The following is a 15,948-nucleotide window of genomic DNA, read 5'->3' on the forward strand; positions in this document are numbered from 1 at the left end:
TCATCCTGCAGCGCATGATGGCGCTGCACCCGAAGGTCATCGACCTGACGCTGGACCGGATGCACCGCCTTCTGGCCACGCTGGACCATCCCGAACGCCGCGTGCCCCCGGTGATCCATGTGGCGGGCACGAACGGCAAGGGATCCACCCAGGCGATGATCCGTGCGGGGCTGGAAGCCGCCGGTTTGCGCGTGCACGCCTACACCTCGCCGCATCTGGCGCGGTTCCACGAACGCATCCGACTGGCGGGGGAGCTGATTTCCGAGTCGGAACTGACCGCGCTGCTGGACGAATGTTCCGCTGCGAACGGCACTGACCCGATCACCTTCTTCGAGATCACGACGGCGGCGGCCCTTCTGGCCTTCGCCCGCACCCCCGCCGACGCCACCCTGCTGGAGGTGGGTCTGGGCGGACGGCTGGACGCGACGAACGTGATCGACCGGCCCCGCCTGACGATCATCACCCCCGTCTCCATCGACCACCAGCAGTATCTGGGCGAGACCTTGGCCGAGATCGCCGGCGAAAAGGCCGGCATCCTGAAGCGCGGCGTGCCCTGCGTCGTCGCCCCCCAGACGCACGAGGGGCTGGAGGTGATCGAGGCCCGCGCCGCCCGTCTGGGCGTGCCGCTTCTGGTGCATGGTCAGCACTGGCACGTCTTCACCGAACATGGCCGCCTGATCTTTCAGGATGAAAACGGGCTTCTGGACCTGCCTTTGCCGGTCCTGCCCGGCCCCCACCAGATCCAGAACGCCGGCACCGCGCTGGCCGCCCTGCGCCACCTGGTCCATGGGGAATCCGCCTGCGAGGCCGCCGTCACCCGCGCCGTCTGGCCCGCCCGCATGCAGCGCCTGCGCCAAGGCCCGCTGGTGGATCTTGCCCCTCAGGCCGAGGTCTGGCTGGATGGCGGCCACAACCCCGCAGGTGGGCAGGCCGTGGCGGCGACGCTGGCGGCCATGCCGCCGCGTCCGATGCATCTGATCTGCGGGATGCTGAACACCAAGGACGTGACCGGCTACATGCGGCCGCTCGCCGGCATCGCGACCACCCTCACCGCCGTCGCCATTCCGGGGGAAGCGAACACCCTGCCCGCTGAAGCCACGCGCGACGCTGCCCTCGCCGTGGGCCTGCCCGCCACGGTGGCGGCCTCGGTGGCCGAAGCACTGCAAGCCATCGTGGCGAAAGAGCCGCAGGCACGTGTCCTGATCTGCGGCTCCCTCTACCTCGCCGGGTCGATCCTGCGGGAAAACGCCTAGCGTTTGCCGTCGGCCAGACGCAGCTGGCGCGCACGGGTCAGGATCGCATCCTCGATCGCGCGGGTCGTTTCGGCCGACACGGTCGCCCCGCCATTCGTCTGAAGGGCTACATGCAACGACCGGGCGTCCAGCGCCGCGTCCTGCACATAGACCGTGGCGCGATAGGCGCGGCCGCCACCGGGCGGCGTGCCATACCCCGTCGTGAACACGCCCGAGAAGGGATCCACCGTCTGCACCGGCAGGAAGCTGAGAACGTCCAGCGCCGCCGTCCAGATGTAGCGGTTCACCGCGATGCGCGTGTTGGGATCGTCGTTGTTGCGGAACAGGGTCCAGATGTTCCCCTCCCTCCGCTGTCCGCCGACGACATCGCTGCGATAGGGTTCGTTCGCAGCCAGTTCCTCGCGCTGACGGTCCGCGGCCTCGCGGTTTCCGCAAGCGGCGACCAGGACGACCAGCCCCCCAAGGGAAACGACCCGGGCAATACGGTTGAAGGTCATGCGATCCTCATTCTGCATCTCTCGGGCTGTGGTATCCGACCGCTCCGAACCGGACAAGAACTTTCCCCTCCGCCTTGGGTGTTGCATCGCTGCATCAGTGGCGCACTCGCGGCAGAACCCCCGTTCGAAATCGTTGATTTCACGAAGCTGAGAGCCGAGAACAATTTCCAGTCCCGCCCAACGGGCCGGGCCGCCTTTTTAGGTAAACGAGGGAAAAACATGAAAAAGCTTCTTCTGGCGACGTCGATCCTCGCCGCAACGACCGGCTACGCCGCCGCCGAAGTCGCCCTGACGGGTGACGCACGTATGGGTGTGGTCTATGACGGTGAGGACGTGCAGTTCTCCGAGCGCGCCCGCGTTCGCTTCAACCTGTCGGGCCAAACCGACACGGGTTTGGAATTCGGCGCCTCGTTCCGTGCTGACCAGGCTTCGGGTTCGGCGTCGGGCGGTTCGTTCGGCAACAGCGACACCAGCAAGCGTGGCACCGTCTGGATCTCGGGCGCCTTCGGCAAGCTGGAAATGGGCGACGTGAACTCGGCCGCCGAAGAAGCGTTCGGCGATCTCAATGCCATCGGCTTCTCCGGCCTTGGCGACCTGACGGACATTCCGTACATCAACGGCGATGCCTCGGACAACTTGGACCAAGGTCCGGGCGCTCTGTACTCGTACACCATGGGCGGCTTCGAGTTCCACCTGGGCATGACGGACGGCAGCCGCCAGTTCGGCCTGAACGGTCGTCAGATTGGCGAAGACGAGCTGGGTGAGCCGATTGCGGTCACGGTGGAGGATGATCGCGATCCGACTTACTCGGCTGCTTTGGCCTATGCCGGTGACAACTTCAAGGTCGGTCTTGGCTACCTTGATAACGGCGACTACGACGACAACAACGGCAACTACGGCGGCAGCCAGTGGATCATTTCGGGTGAAACCGAAGTGTCTGGCGTTGGGCTGAAAGCCTACTACACCAGCTACGACGACGTGTGGACGTCGTATCAAGGCCTCGACGGCGATGTGGTCCTGCAAGGTGATGTCGAACTGGACAAGACCTTCGGCATCAACGCTTCGTATGAAGTGAACTCCATCCAGTTTGACGGCTTCTTCCGTCGCGACGAACTTGATGGCGAAAACATCTTCGGCGAGGACTCGCTGACCACCTATGGCATCGGCGCTGTCTACGACCTCGGCGGTGGCGCTTCGCTGCGCGCCGGTGTGGTCGACACCGACCTGATCTACGACATCGAAGGCGAAGGTCAGACGGTTGCCGACGTTGGTATCCGCCTGAACTTCTGATCCTTCGGATCAGCGTTCTTTGGAGAGAGCGGGCGAAAGCCCGCTCTTTTCTTTTGGCCCGCCCCCCGCTACGCCTTTCCTCATGGCATATGACGATATCCTCCAGCGCCTCCGTGCCGCCGAAGCCGCCCATGGGCGCCCCGCAGGCTCCGTGAAGCTCATCGCGGTGTCTAAGGTCCAGCCCGACGCGCGGGTGGAGGCGGTGCTGCAAGCTGGCCATCGCCTGTTCGGCGAAAACTACGTGCAGGAAGCGCAGGGCAAGTGGCCCGCCTTCCGCGACACCTTCGGAAAGGTGGAGGTGCACCTGATCGGCCCTCTCCAGACGAACAAGGCCAAACCCGCGCTGCAGCTGTTCGACGCCATCCACACGCTGGACCGGACTTCGCTGGCGCAACGGCTGGCGCGTCTGGCGCAGGAGGCGGGCCGCTGCCCCGACCTGTTCGTGCAGGTGAACACGGGGGAGGAGCCGCAGAAGGCCGGCATCCTGCCTACCGACGCCGACGCCTTCATCGCCGCGGCGCGGGCCTTGGATCTGCCCGTCATCGGCGCGATGTGCATCCCGCCCGAGGACGAAGACCCCGCCCCCCATTTCGCCCATCTTGCGCGGATCGCGGAACGCAACGGCCTGCCCCACCTGTCCATGGGGATGAGCGCGGATTTCGAGACCGCCATCGCCCACGGCGCCACGCATGTGCGCGTGGGCAGCGCCCTGTTCGGCGCGCGCGGCTACTGAACGCGCAACACTTCGCCCCAGCGGATGCGGCGGGCGATCCAGAGAAGGTCGGGCTGCGCAAAGGCGACGCAACCCGCCGTCGGATAGGCGGGCCGCCGCCACGTGTGCACGAAGATGGCTGACCCGCGACCCGGCACCGCCGGCATGTTCCAGTCCGTCACCAGCACCAGATCGTACAGCGGATCGGGCCGCCGCAACGCCTCGTGGCTAAAGGGGTGGGGCGCGCGGGCGGGCAGGTTGTAGCCCGCATCATTCACATCGTCCGACCACAGATCGCGCAGCCCGATGGGTTGGGCCCAGTCCGGCACCCCCACCAGACGGTCCGGACGATAGAGCATTCCGACGATCCGATGATCGCCCCGCGGCGTCGCCATGTCCCCTTCCCGCTTGCGATCCGTCACGCCGCCCCGGCCAAGGGTGCAGGCGAAACGGCGGCCGGCAAAGGTGGCGCCCGTGGGCGTGACGCGGATCACAGCAGGTGCCCCGACTTCGCGGCCTTGGTCGCCAGATACCGCGAGTTCTGCGCCGTCTGTCCCACCTTCAGCGGCACGCGCTCGGCCACGGTCACCCCATGGCTTTCCATCATGCGGATCTTGGCCGGGTTGTTCGTCAGCAGGCGCACCGCGGAAAAGCCCATCTGCCGCAGGATGCCGGCGCCCAGACGGAAGTCCCGCTCGTCATCCTCGAACCCCAGCCGGTGGTTGGCCTCCACCGTGTCAAAGCCCTGATCTTGCAGGGCATAGGCGCGCATCTTGTTGGCCAGCCCGATCCCCCGCCCTTCCTGGTTCAGATACAGAAGGACACCGGCCCCCTGCGCGCCCATTTCGGCCAGCGCGGCGCGCAGCTGGGGGCCGCAGTCGCATTTCAGGCTGCCCAGCACGTCGCCCGTGAAGCAGGCCGAATGCAGCCGCGCCAGCACGGGCGCGTCGCGGTCCGGGCGGCCGATCTCGATCGCGTAGTGTTCGGCGGTGTCGTCGTGCGGGCGGAAGATGTGCACCCGCCCCGCTTCCGACGCCACCATCGGCAGGCGGGCCGAGATCACGGGCGTCAGGGCGTGTTCGCGCGCCATCTCGGCCAAGGCGACGTCGGCGGGCAGCGCGGTCAGGATGTCCGGCGCGGGCGCGCGCACCACGACCACCGCCGGCAGCAGCTGCGCCGTCTTGGCCAGTTGCACGCCCGCACGATGGGCCACCGCGTCCCCGCCACGCACCCCGTGGAACGGCCCCTTCAGCGGGTTGGCCAGATCCCCCGCCGGATCGGCCACGGCGCGCAACCAGGACAGGGGCGCATCCCCCACGGCAATCCGCGCCACGTCCCCGTCATAGGCATGCGCCTTCAGCGTCTGTGCCCGCCGCGCGGTGATCGCCAGTTCCAGTGGGCCTAGCGCACGCATCTCCTCCAGCCGCTCCGGCGTCAGCGCCTCCACGGCGGCGACCAGTGCGGGGGCGCCCCCGGTCAGCGCGACGGGCAGGCCAAGGCGCAGGTCGCTGCGGGCGCGGGCAAGACGTTCGGTGATGGTCAACGACAGCATGGCGGCTCCTTCTGCGGCCAAGGGATACGCCGCGGCGCCGGAATTTGAAACATATCCCGCGCATCCGACACGTCCGCGTGAAGGATTGTCACGTTCCTTGCCGGCCCCCGCCGCGATCTGCATGTCAGTCCCGAAAGCAATGGAGGGCCCGATGGCAGCCTTGAAAAAGATCCTGTTGGTCGACGATGACGACGACATCCGCGAGGCGCTGAGCGAACAGCTCGTGATGACCGAGGATTTCGACGTCTTCGAGGCGGCCACCGGCGCGGACGGCATGGAAAAGGCGAAGGCCGGGCACCACGACCTCGTGATCCTGGACGTGGGCCTGCCGGACACCGACGGGCGCGAGCTGTGCCGCCGGATGCGCAAGGCGGGCGTCAAGGCGCCGATCGTGATGCTGACGGGCCATGACACGGACGCCGACACGATCCTCGGCCTCGATTCCGGGGCTAACGACTACATCACCAAGCCCTTCAAGTTCCCGGTGCTGCTGGCCCGCATCCGCGCGCAGCTGCGCACCCACGAACAGTCCGAGGATGCCGTCTTCCAGCTGGGCCCGTATTCCTTCCGCCCGGCGCAGAAGCTGCTGGTCGACGACAAGGACAAGAAGATCCGCCTGACGGAAAAGGAAACCAACATCCTCAAGTTCCTGTATCGCGCGACGCAGGGCGTGGTCCCGCGCGACGTGCTGCTGCACGAGGTCTGGGGCTACAACGCCGGCGTCACCACCCACACGCTGGAAACCCACATCTACCGCCTTCGCCAGAAGATCGAGCCCGACCCCTCGAACGCGCGGCTTCTGGTGACCGAAAGTGGCGGATACCGGCTGGTCGTCTGACGCGCCTCTTGTCCGGCGCGGGGGCGATCATATCTCTCTCCCGTTGCGCTTCGGCGCAGCACCTCCCTGTTGGACTTGGGCCGGGCTTTCGCCCGGCCTCTTTTTATGGCTAATGCGGGGGGTCAAAGGGAGACGCCGATGCCGTTCACGCTTGCCACCTGGAACATCAACTCCGTCCGTCTGCGCGAAGGCCTTGTTGCGCGCCTTCTGGCCGAAGAGCTGCCCGATGTCCTGTGCCTGCAGGAGTGCAAGAGCCCAGTGGAGAAGATCCCGCTGGAGCAGTTCCGCGCCCTTGGCTACCACTGGATCGTGGCGCGGGGGCAGAAGGGCTACAACGGCGTGGCCATCCTGTCGCGTCTGCCCTTGGTGGATGCGGGCGACCGCGATTTCGCCTCCCTTGGCCATGCGCGGCACGTCGCGGCCACGCTGGACAACGGCGTGACGATCCACAACTGCTATGTGCCCGCGGGCGGCGACATTCCCGACCGCGAACAGAACGTCAAGTTCGGCCAGAAGCTGGACTTCCTGACCGAGATGCGGGACTGGGCCCATGCCCACAAGCCCGCGAAATCCATCCTCGTGGGCGATCTGAACGTCGCCCCGCGCGAGGATGACGTCTGGTCGCACAAGCAGCTTCTGAAGATCGTCAGCCACACCCCGATCGAGGTGGAGCATCTGGGCATGGCGCAGGACGCGGGCACCTGGGTGGACATCACCCGGCAGGACCACCCCGAAGGCAAGCTCTACAGTTGGTGGTCCTACCGCGCCGCCGATTGGAATGCGGCCGACAAGGGCCGGCGTCTGGACCATGTCTGGGCCACCCGCGACATCGCGGCGGCGGCCCATTCCAGCCGTGTGCTGCGCCCCGTGCGGGGGTGGGAGCAGCCCTCGGACCACGTGCCGGTTTTCGCGACCTTCGACCTGTGATCCCCTTGGCCTTCGCGGCGCGGACGCGCATATAGGGGCCAGATCCAAACGGAGGCACAGATGTTCGGGCTTGGCGACACCACCGCAGCACCCAAAGGCGACCTGATCAAGGACACCACCGAAGCCACTTTCATGCAGGACGTGATCGAGGCGAGCCAGCAGGTTCCCGTCATCGTCGATTTCTGGGCACCGTGGTGCGGCCCCTGCAAGACGCTGGGCCCCCAACTTGAAGCGGCGGTGACCGCTGCCAAGGGCAAGGTGAAGATGGTGAAGGTCGACGTGGACCAGAACCAGCGCATCGCCGCCCAGCTGCGCGTGCAGTCCATCCCGACCGTCTACGCCTTCTGGCAGGGCCAGCCGGTCGACGCGTTCCAGGGCGCCGTTCCCCAGTCCGAGATCAAGGCCTTTGTCGAGAAGCTCTCGGCTCTGGCCGGGGATGGCGGCCTTGCCGAGGCGCTTGAGGTGGCCGAGCAGATGCTGGCCGAAGGCGCCGTGACCGACGCTGCCGAAACCTTCGCCGCCATTCTGGGCGAGGAGCCGGAAAACGCCGCCGCCTATGCGGGCCTGATCCGCTGCCAGCTGGCCGTGGGCGATCTGGATCAGGCGCAGGTCATGGCCGACGCCGCCCCCGCCAAGATTGCCGGCAGCAAGGAAATTGAGGCCGTCCGCGCCCAGATCGCGCTGGCCCGCCAAGCCGCGAATGCCGGCCCGGAGGCCGAACTGCGCGCCAAGGTGGAGGCCGATCCCGAGGATCCGCAGGCCCGCTTCGACCTCGCGCAGGCGCTCCACGCCTCGGGCAAGGTGGAGGAGGCGGTGGACGAGCTTCTGGACCTGTTCCGCCGCAACCGCGACTGGAACGACGGCGCGGCACGGGCCCAGCTGTTCACCATCTTCGACGCGCTGAAGCCCACGGACCCCATCGTTCTGAAGGGGCGGCGCCGGCTGTCTTCGATGATCTTCGCCTGACGGCTTTTCCTGCCGGAAAGGCGGGCTAAGTCCGCGGCTATGATCAAGGCCGCAGACCTGCCCCACACCCTTCCGCTGTTTCCGCTGCCCGGCGCGCTGCTTCTGCCGCGCGCCCGGTTGCCGTTGCACATCTTCGAACCCCGCTATCTGCAGATGGTGGAGGACATGATGAAGACGCCGCAGCGTCTTGTCGGCCTGATCCAGCTGCGCGAAGGTCCGGCGGGCGACCGGCTTCAGGCCATCGGCTGCGCGGGCCGGCTCACCGGATTCTCGGAAACCGAGGATGGGCGCTACATGATCACGCTGACCGGCATCTCGCGCTTTCGCCTGATGGCCGAGGAGGAGGGCTTCCATCCCTATCGCCGCGGGCAAGTGGACTGGTCCAGCTTTGGCCGCGATCTGGGGTCGGTGGAGCATGATCCGGGCCTTGACCGCGACGTCTTCATGGACCGCCTGTCGCGCTACTTCGAGACGATGGAACTGTCCACCGACTGGTCCAGCCTGAAGGAGGCGGACGAGGAGCTGCTGATCAACTCTCTGTCCATGCTGTGCCCCTTCCCGTCCGAGGACAAGCAGGCGCTGCTGGAAGCGCCTTCCCTTTCGACCCGGCGTGAGACATTGGTGACCCTGATCGAATTCGCCCTGCGCGGCGGCCCGAACGGAGACATCCTGCAATGACCGAAATCGCCTTTGACCGCCGCATGCTGGAAGCGCTGGTCTGCCCCGTGACGCAATCTGTCTTGTCCTATGACGCGGATCGGCAGGAACTGGTGTCGCAGGCGGCCCATCTGGCCTTCCCGATCCGCGACGGCATCCCGATCATGCTGGTCACCGAAGCGCGGCGCCTGGACTGATCAGGGCCGTTCGCCGCGCAGCAGCGCCGGCAGCCGTCCGGACAGGCCCGCGGCCTGCCGGATGAAGCCGCGCCGCAGCCCCGGCACCGCGTTCACCGCCCCCAGCCCCAGATCGCGGCCCAGCCGCAGGATCGGGTTCTCGTTGGAAAAGAGGCGGTTCATTGCGTCCATGCCCAGCGCCAAGGCCCGTGTCTCGGGCCGGCGCCAGTCCTGATATCGGGCCAGCACGCCGGGGGCGCCGATGTCCTCGCCCCGCCGGCGGGCGTGGATCACCACCTCGGCCAGGGCCGCCACGTCGCGCAGCCCCAAGTTCAGCCCCTGCCCGGCCAAGGGATGCACCCCGTGCGCCGCATCCCCGACCAGCGCCAGCCGGGGGGCGACGAAGCTGTCCGCAAGGCTCAGCGACAAGGGGTAGCTGTAACGCCGGCCCACCAGTGTCAGACGGCCCAGAAAGTCCCCGAAGCGCGGCTGCAACGCCGCCAGGTATTCCGCGTCCGGCAAGGCCTGCACGGCCTGCGCGATCTCGGTCTTCTCGCTCCACACGATGGACGAACGGTTGCCGGGCAAGGGCAAGATCGCCAGCGGCCCCGAGGGCAGGAACAGCTGGTGCGCCACGCCTTCGTGCGGGCGCTCATGCTCCACCGCCGCGACCAGCGCCATCTGGCCATAGTCCCAGCCCGTCCGGTGCACGCCCGCCCGCTGGGCCATGCCGCTGCCGCGCCCGTCGCAGCCGACGATCAGCCGGGCCTCCAGCTCGGTGCCGCTGGCCAGCGTCACGCGCCCTTCGCTCTGCGCCACCGCCCGGTCGCCCGAGATCAGGCGGATACGCGGTTCGGCATGAACGGCGTCCAGAAGGGCCGCGTACAGGAACCGGTCCTCCAGCATGGTGCCCATCGGCCCGCCCTCGATCTCCGCCCCGTCGAAGGTGAGGGAGAAGGGCGAGGCGCCAAGGCCCGCCCGCCCGCCCGCCGTGCGGATGCGGCGGATGGGCTGGGCCCGATCCTCCACCCGGCTCCAGACGCCGACCGCGCCCAGAAGGTTGCGGGACGCGGCGGCCAGCGAATAGGCCCGCCCGTCGAACCCCACCGCCGCGCGGTCGGGCGCGGGACGCGCGTCCGCCACCGTCACGTCGAACCCGCCCTGCGCCAGCGCCAGGGCCAATGGCAGGCCGTTCAGGCCGCCGCCGATGATCACGATATCGCTCATGCCCATGATCTAGCGACGGGATGTCGGGATTGTCCATCCGTTCCGCGAGCGATAGCATGCGCCGAACCGGCAGGGGGGCGAAGACGATGGAGTGGCTCGGGCGCAGTGCGGCGGATCTTGGACGCGGCATCCACGAAGGACGCATCAACGCCGTCGAACTGGTGGAGGCGTTTCTGGACACCGCCGCCGCCCATCCCGACGGGGACCGCATCTATGCCCGGCTGACCCCCGAACGCGCCCGGGACGAGGCGCTGGCCGCCGCCACCCGCGCCAAGGATGGCCGCCGGCGTGGCCCGCTGGACGGCGTGCCCGTCAGCTGGAAGGACCTGTTCGACACGGCGGGTATCGCGACCGAGGCCGGATCGGCCCTTCTGGCCGGCCGCGTGCCGGACCGCGACGCCTGCGTCCTTTCCACGGCAACGGCGGGCGGGCTGATCTGCCTTGGCAAGACGCATATGAGCGAGCTGGCCTTCTCCGGCCTCGGCCTCAACCCCGTCACGGCGACGGCGCCCAACGTGAACGACCCCGACGCGGTGGCGGGGGGCTCCTCCTCGGGGGCGGCGGCGTCCGTCGCGTTTGGGCTGGCGGCGGCGGCGATCGGGTCGGACACGGGGGGTTCGGTCCGCACCCCGGCGGCGTGGAACGACCTCGTGGGCCTGAAGACGACGCATGGACGGCTGTCGAACAAGGGCGTCGTGCCCCTGTGCGACACGCTGGACACGGTCGGCCCGCTGGCCCGCACGACCGAGGATTGCACCCTGCTGCTGGCCGCGCTGGAAGGGCGTCGTCCGGGCGACATGACGGGCATGACCCTGTCGGGCGTGCGGCTGGCGGTTCTGGACACGATGGGGATGGAGGATCTGGAGGACGCCCCCGCCCGCGCGTTCGACACCGCCTGCCAGCGGCTGGCCGAGGCGGGGGCCCATGTCACCCGCCTGTCCTTTGAACCGATTCGCGAGGCGATGGGCTTTTCCGGCGCTCTTTTCACCGCCGAAGGCTATGCCATCTGGCGCGACCGGATCGAAGCGGCGCCGGAGCGCATGTTCCCCCCCATCCTGGAAAGGTTCCGTGCGGGACGGGACGTCGCGGCCGCCGACTACATCGACCATGTCCGGCGGCTGAAGCGCATCCAGGCGGAATGGCGCGCCGTCACGGCCCCCTTTGACGCGGTGATCCTGCCCACCTCGGCCATCCTGCCGCCCCATGCCGCGCGCCTGATGGAGGATGCGGCCTATTACGCCCGCATGAACCTTCTGGCGCTGCGCAACACGCGGATCGGCAACCTTCTGGGGCTCTGCGCGCTCAGCCTGCCCACCGACACGCCGTCCTGCGGGATCATGCTGATGTGCCCCCCGATGCAGGAGGAGCGGCTGCTGCGGCTGGGCATGGCGGCCGAACGCGCGGTGCGCTGACGGGCGTCGCCCATCCGCCACAACCATGCCTCCGGCCGGGGTAATTTCTGGACCCGCGCGGGCGAACCCGCTATCCTGCGGACAAAAGGGGCAAAAGACCCCGGATACGAGGCAGTCGATGCAGTTCCCCGAAAGGTTCCTGGACCTACCAGATTACGCATTCCCGCGTCTTCGCGCGCTGCTGGATCCGCATCCGGCGGGCGGCGACGTCATCCACATGTCCATCGGGGAGCCGAAACATCCCATGCCGCCCTTCGTGGCGGAAGTGATGGCCGCGAGTCTGGATGGATTCGGGATCTATCCGGCCAATGACGGCACGGCCGCCCATCTGGCGGCGATCCAGGGCTGGCTGGGGCGTCGCTATGGCGTGGAGGTCGGCGCGGACCGGCTGATGGTGCTGAACGGTACGCGCGAAGGGCTGTTCAACGCCGCGCTCGCCCTGTCGCCGGAAACCAAGAACGGCAAGCGCCCGGTCTTCCTGATGCCCAACCCGTTCTATCAGGTCTATGCCGCCGCCGCGCTGGCCGTGGGGGCCGAACCGGTCTACGTTCCTGCCACGGCGGAAACGGGCTTTTTGCCCGACTACGCCGCCCTTCCGGCCGAGGTGCTGGACCGGGTGACGATCGCCTATCTCTGCTCCCCCGCCAATCCGCAGGGGGCCATCGCCTCGCGCGACCGGCTGGCCGAGATGATCCGTCTGGCCGAGGCGCATGATTTCCGCCTGTTCGTCGACGAATGCTATTCCGAGATCTGGCGCGAGGCCCCGCCCCCCGGGGCGCTGGAGGTGTCGGCCGGACTTGGCGCCGATCCCGAACGCGTCTTCGTCTTCCATTCCCTGTCCAAGCGGTCGAACCTGCCGGGCCTGCGGTCGGGCTTCGTCGCGGGCGGGCCCGAGGGCATCCGCCACATCCGCAAGCTGCGCGCCTTTTCGGGCGCGCCGGTCCCGGCGCCCCTTCAGGCCGTGGCCACCGCCGCCTGGAACGACGAGGCGCATGTGCAGGCGTCCCTCGCCCTTTATCATCGCAAGTTCGAGTTGGCGGAGCGCATCTTCGGCAACGTCCCCGGCTACCGCACGCCCGAAGGCGGCTTCTTCCTGTGGCTTCCGGTCGAGGATGGCGAGGCGGCGGCCCTGAAGCTGTGGACGGAAACCGGCGTGCGGGTCGTGCCCGGCGCCTACTTCTCGCGCGAGGTCGGGGGCGAAAACCCCGGCCACGGATACATCCGGGTGGCACTGGTCGCCCCCCAAGACGACACGCGGCGCGGTCTGGAACGGATCCACGACTGCCTTTACCGGAAGGATTGACGCATGGCTTCCTATCACGTCAGGCAGCGCGATCCGCTTCTGGACGAATCCACGCAGGAGATGCTGCAAAAGCGGGGACGCGAACTTCTGGGCGTCGGCCTTGTGGTTCTGGGCCTGATCTTCGTGATGATGCTGGGCAGCTATTCCCCGCAGGACAAGGGCTGGATGGTTGAAAGCGACCAGCCAATCCAGAACATGCTGGGCGGCTTCGGGGCGGCCATCGCCTCCACCCTGATCGTGGTGGTGGGCAAAGGTGCGTGGGCGATTCCGGCGATCCTGTTCCTGTGGGGCGGGCGCTTCGTGCTGCATCAGGGGTCCGAACGCGCCGTGGGCCGCGTGGTCTTCGCCGTCGTGGCCGTGGCCGTCGCCTCGACCTTCGCGGCCACCCATGCGCCGGGGGCGGACTGGCAGGAAACCTTCGGTCTGGGCGGTCTGTTCGGCGACACGGTTCTGGCGGCGCTGCTGAACCTTCTGCCCCTGCCCACCGTGGCCGGGCTGAAGCTTCTGTCGCTGGCGGGGGGCGTGGGGCTTCTGGCCTCCCTCCTGTTCGTGACAGGCTTCACCATGGCCGAGGTGCGGCGCATCTGGCACTTCCTGCTGCTGGGCCTGATCCTGACCTACACCACCCTTCTGGGGCTGGCCGGACGGTCCGCCACGGGGGCCGCGCAGATGGCCGCGACCGTGCAGGACCGCCGCCGTGAAAAGGCCGCACGCATGCAGGACTGGGACGACGAGGTGGTGGAGGACGACGCGCCCCGGTCGCGTTCGGCCCTGCTAGGCGGCGCCGTGCGCGGCCTTGCCGCCCGCCTGTCGGCCCGCCCCCCGGTGGATGAGATCGACCTTCCCGAACCTTCGGCCACACGCATGGGCGATCTGACCCGCGCCGCCGCCCAGCGGCATGAGGCCGCCTGGGGCCGCCCCGACGCCCTGTCGGCGGCACCGCGCGGTCTGGCCGCCGAGCCGCGTGAGGTGGTGGTGGCCCCGCCGCCGCAACCCCGGGGCCTTCTGGCCCGCGGCGCGCAGATGATGCGCCGCGTCGTGGATCCCGATCCGCAGCCCGAACCCGTGGACGTCCCGACCGAGGATCGCATCAAGGCGCGCATCAACGACGCCATCCGCGTGCGCGCCCACCAGTCCGCCCCGCCGGTGTCGCCCGTCACGGCCGCCGTGCAGCGCCGCGAACCGCCGCTGGCCGGCCGCCGCAAGTCACCCCAGCCGCTGGTGGCCGAACCCCGCCGCGCCCGCGCGGTCGTGGACCTGCCGCCCGAACCCCCGGTGCGCGCGGTCCGGGCCATCCCGCGCCTTGGGCCAGCCACGGACGAACCTGCGAACACTGCCGCCCAGCGCCTCGACGAGGAGCAGTGGGCCGAGGACGGTCCCGAGATGGACGATGCCTTCTGGGCCAACCAGGTGGAAACGACCACCTATGCCGAGGAGGAGGAGGACTGGCCCGAGGAGCAACTGGACGCCGCGTTCGAGCAGGACGAGGCCCCCTCCCCTGCCCCGGCCGCCATGACCCCCACGCCGCGGGCGGCCCGCGCCCCCATCCGTTACGACGATCCCGTCCCGTACGAGCTTCCGCCCCTGACGCTTCTGTCCAACCCCGACACGATCCAGCGCAACCCGCTGTCCGTGGAGGCGCTGGAGGACAACGCGCGCCAACTGGAATCCGTGCTGGACGATTACGGCGTGAAGGGCGAGATCGTAAGCGTCCGTCCCGGCCCCGTTGTCACCATGTACGAGCTGGAACCCGCGCCGGGCCTGAAGGCCAGCCGCGTGATCGGTCTGGCCGACGACATCGCCCGTTCGATGTCGGCGCTGTCGGCCCGCGTGTCCACGGTTCCGGGGCGCACGGTGATCGGGATCGAACTGCCCAACGCCAACCGCGAAAAGGTCGTCCTGCGCGAGATTCTGGCCAGCCAGGACTTCAGCGACGGCACCCACCGCCTGCCTTTGGCGCTGGGCAAGGACATCGGCGGCGGCCCCGTGGTGGCCAACCTTGCCAAGATGCCCCACCTGCTGATCGCCGGGACCACCGGTTCGGGCAAGTCGGTCGCGATCAACACGATGATCCTGTCGCTCCTCTACAAGCTGACGCCCGAGGAATGCCGCCTGATCATGATCGACCCCAAGATGCTGGAACTGTCGGTCTATGACGGCATCCCGCACCTTCTGTCGCCCGTGGTGACGGACCCCAAGAAGGCCGTCGTCGCCCTGAAATGGGTCGTGGGAGAGATGGAGGAACGCTACCGCAAGATGTCCAAGATGGGCGTGCGGAACATCGAAGGCTACAACGGCCGCGTCCGCGAGGCGCTGGACAAGGGCGAGCTGTTCAAGCGCACCATCCAGACCGGCTTCGACGAGGACACGGGCGAACCGGTGTTCGAGACGGAAGAGTTCCTGCCCGTCGTGATCCCCTTCATCGTGGTGGTCGTGGACGAGATGGCCGACCTGATGATGGTGGCGGGGAAAGAGATCGAGGCCTGCATCCAGCGTCTGGCGCAGATGGCGCGGGCGTCGGGCATCCACCTGATCATGGCCACGCAGCGCCCGTCGGTCGACGTCATCACCGGCACGATCAAGGCGAACTTCCCGACCCGGATCTCCTTCTCGGTCACGTCGAAGATCGACAGCCGCACCATCCTTGGCGAACAGGGCGCGGAACAGCTGCTGGGCATGGGCGACATGCTCTACATGGCTGGTGGCTCCAAGATCAGCCGCATCCACGGCCCGTTCGTGTCGGACGAGGAGGTCGAGGAGATCGTCAACCACCTGAAGTCCTTCGGCCCGCCCACCTACATGTCGGGCGTCGTGGAAGGCCCCGAAGACGACCGCGCTGACGACATCGACGCCGTGCTGGGCCTTGGCGGCAACACGGATGGCGAGGATTCGCTTTACGATCAGGCCGTGGCCGTGGTCGCCAAGGACCGCAAATGCTCCACCTCCTACATCCAGCGCAAGCTGGGCGTCGGCTACAACAAGGCTGCCAAGCTGGTGGAGCAGATGGAGGAGCAGGGCGTCGTCACCGCCGCCAACCACGTCGGCAAGCGCGAGATCCTGCTGCCCGAGCAGTGAGCGCAAGACCTGCGCGCGGTTCGGGCGACTACGACGCGCGGTGATCTCGATCTTGCCCGACCC

General features: G+C 68.2%; 15 protein-coding genes. 11 read left to right on the plus strand and 4 right to left on the minus strand.

Annotated features, from left to right (window positions below; translation table 11 throughout):
* The first annotated feature begins 14 nt into the window (after positions 1 to 14).
* A complete protein-coding gene (locus PIJ50_RS02570; protein WP_271972936.1) occupies positions 15 to 1,253 on the plus strand; it encodes a bifunctional folylpolyglutamate synthase/dihydrofolate synthase in 1,239 nt (412 codons plus the stop codon).
* On the opposite strand, the gene PIJ50_RS02575 is transcribed toward PIJ50_RS02570, so the two are convergent.
* Positions 1,250 to 1,750: a DUF3576 domain-containing protein gene (locus tag PIJ50_RS02575; protein WP_271972420.1), complete on the minus strand. Its 501-nt coding sequence runs from the start codon at positions 1,748 to 1,750 to the stop codon at positions 1,250 to 1,252. The genes PIJ50_RS02570 and PIJ50_RS02575 overlap by 4 nt on opposite strands.
* Before the next feature lie 219 nt (positions 1,751 to 1,969).
* Between PIJ50_RS02575 and PIJ50_RS02580 the strand changes: the two genes are divergently transcribed.
* Entirely contained in the window at positions 1,970 to 3,040 is a 1,071-nt protein-coding gene (locus PIJ50_RS02580) for a porin (protein ID WP_271972422.1), read from the plus strand.
* An 82-nt stretch (positions 3,041 to 3,122) separates the two neighbouring features.
* Positions 3,123 to 3,773, plus strand: coding sequence for a YggS family pyridoxal phosphate-dependent enzyme (locus tag PIJ50_RS02585; RefSeq protein ID WP_271972424.1), 651 nt, complete (start codon positions 3,123 to 3,125; stop codon positions 3,771 to 3,773).
* Here PIJ50_RS02585 and PIJ50_RS02590 read toward each other — a convergent pair.
* On the minus strand, positions 3,767 to 4,246 hold the full coding sequence (locus tag PIJ50_RS02590) for a L,D-transpeptidase family protein (RefSeq protein WP_271972426.1): 480 nt from the start codon (positions 4,244 to 4,246) through the stop codon (positions 3,767 to 3,769). The genes PIJ50_RS02585 and PIJ50_RS02590 overlap by 7 nt on opposite strands.
* Positions 4,243 to 5,304, minus strand: coding sequence for a GTP cyclohydrolase II (gene ribA, locus PIJ50_RS02595; RefSeq protein WP_271972428.1), 1,062 nt, complete (start codon positions 5,302 to 5,304; stop codon positions 4,243 to 4,245). The genes PIJ50_RS02590 and ribA overlap by 4 nt, the downstream gene beginning before the upstream one ends.
* 151 nt (positions 5,305 to 5,455) lie before the next feature.
* On the opposite strand from ribA, the gene PIJ50_RS02600 reads away from it, so the two are divergent.
* From PIJ50_RS02600 to PIJ50_RS02620, 5 genes are all read left to right on the plus strand, one after another.
* Positions 5,456 to 6,142, plus strand: coding sequence for a response regulator transcription factor (locus tag PIJ50_RS02600; RefSeq protein ID WP_271972430.1), 687 nt, complete (start codon positions 5,456 to 5,458; stop codon positions 6,140 to 6,142).
* 138 nt (positions 6,143 to 6,280) lie between these two features.
* Positions 6,281 to 7,069, plus strand: a complete 789-nt coding sequence (locus PIJ50_RS02605; RefSeq protein WP_271972432.1) for an exodeoxyribonuclease III — start codon at positions 6,281 to 6,283, stop codon at positions 7,067 to 7,069.
* Positions 7,070 to 7,129: 60 nt separating this feature from the next.
* Positions 7,130 to 8,035, plus strand: coding sequence for a thioredoxin (trxA, locus tag PIJ50_RS02610; RefSeq protein WP_271972433.1), 906 nt, complete (start codon positions 7,130 to 7,132; stop codon positions 8,033 to 8,035).
* Positions 8,036 to 8,074: 39 nt separating this feature from the next.
* Positions 8,075 to 8,713 carry an LON peptidase substrate-binding domain-containing protein gene (locus PIJ50_RS02615; RefSeq protein WP_271972435.1) on the plus strand — a complete coding sequence of 213 codons (639 nt, stop codon included), beginning with the start codon at positions 8,075 to 8,077 and terminating at the stop codon, positions 8,711 to 8,713.
* Positions 8,710 to 8,889, plus strand: coding sequence for a Trm112 family protein (locus PIJ50_RS02620; RefSeq protein WP_271972436.1), 180 nt, complete (start codon positions 8,710 to 8,712; stop codon positions 8,887 to 8,889). Before PIJ50_RS02615 ends, PIJ50_RS02620 begins: the two co-directional genes overlap by 4 nt.
* Here PIJ50_RS02620 and PIJ50_RS02625 read toward each other — a convergent pair whose 3' ends face one another.
* Positions 8,890 to 10,104: a UbiH/UbiF/VisC/COQ6 family ubiquinone biosynthesis hydroxylase gene (locus tag PIJ50_RS02625; RefSeq protein ID WP_271972938.1), complete on the minus strand. Its 1,215-nt coding sequence runs from the start codon at positions 10,102 to 10,104 to the stop codon at positions 8,890 to 8,892.
* A 77-nt stretch (positions 10,105 to 10,181) separates the two neighbouring features.
* Between PIJ50_RS02625 and PIJ50_RS02630 the strand changes: the two genes are divergently transcribed.
* From PIJ50_RS02630 to PIJ50_RS02640, 3 genes are all read left to right on the plus strand, one after another.
* Positions 10,182 to 11,507 (plus strand): amidase, encoded by a 1,326-nt coding sequence (locus PIJ50_RS02630; RefSeq protein WP_271972437.1) that lies wholly within the window; start codon positions 10,182 to 10,184, stop codon positions 11,505 to 11,507.
* A gap of 118 nt (positions 11,508 to 11,625) precedes the next feature.
* Complete coding sequence (locus PIJ50_RS02635; RefSeq protein WP_271972439.1) at positions 11,626 to 12,810, plus strand: aminotransferase class I/II-fold pyridoxal phosphate-dependent enzyme; 1,185 nt, start codon at positions 11,626 to 11,628, stop codon at positions 12,808 to 12,810.
* A gap of 3 nt (positions 12,811 to 12,813) precedes the next feature.
* Positions 12,814 to 15,885: an FtsK/SpoIIIE family DNA translocase gene (locus PIJ50_RS02640; RefSeq protein WP_271972441.1), complete on the plus strand. Its 3,072-nt coding sequence runs from the start codon at positions 12,814 to 12,816 to the stop codon at positions 15,883 to 15,885.
* Positions 15,886 to 15,948 lie beyond the last annotated feature (63 nt).

The sequence above is a fragment of the Falsirhodobacter sp. 20TX0035 genome (assembly GCF_028307215.1).
In the GTDB taxonomy this organism is placed as follows: domain Bacteria; phylum Pseudomonadota; class Alphaproteobacteria; order Rhodobacterales; family Rhodobacteraceae; genus Falsirhodobacter.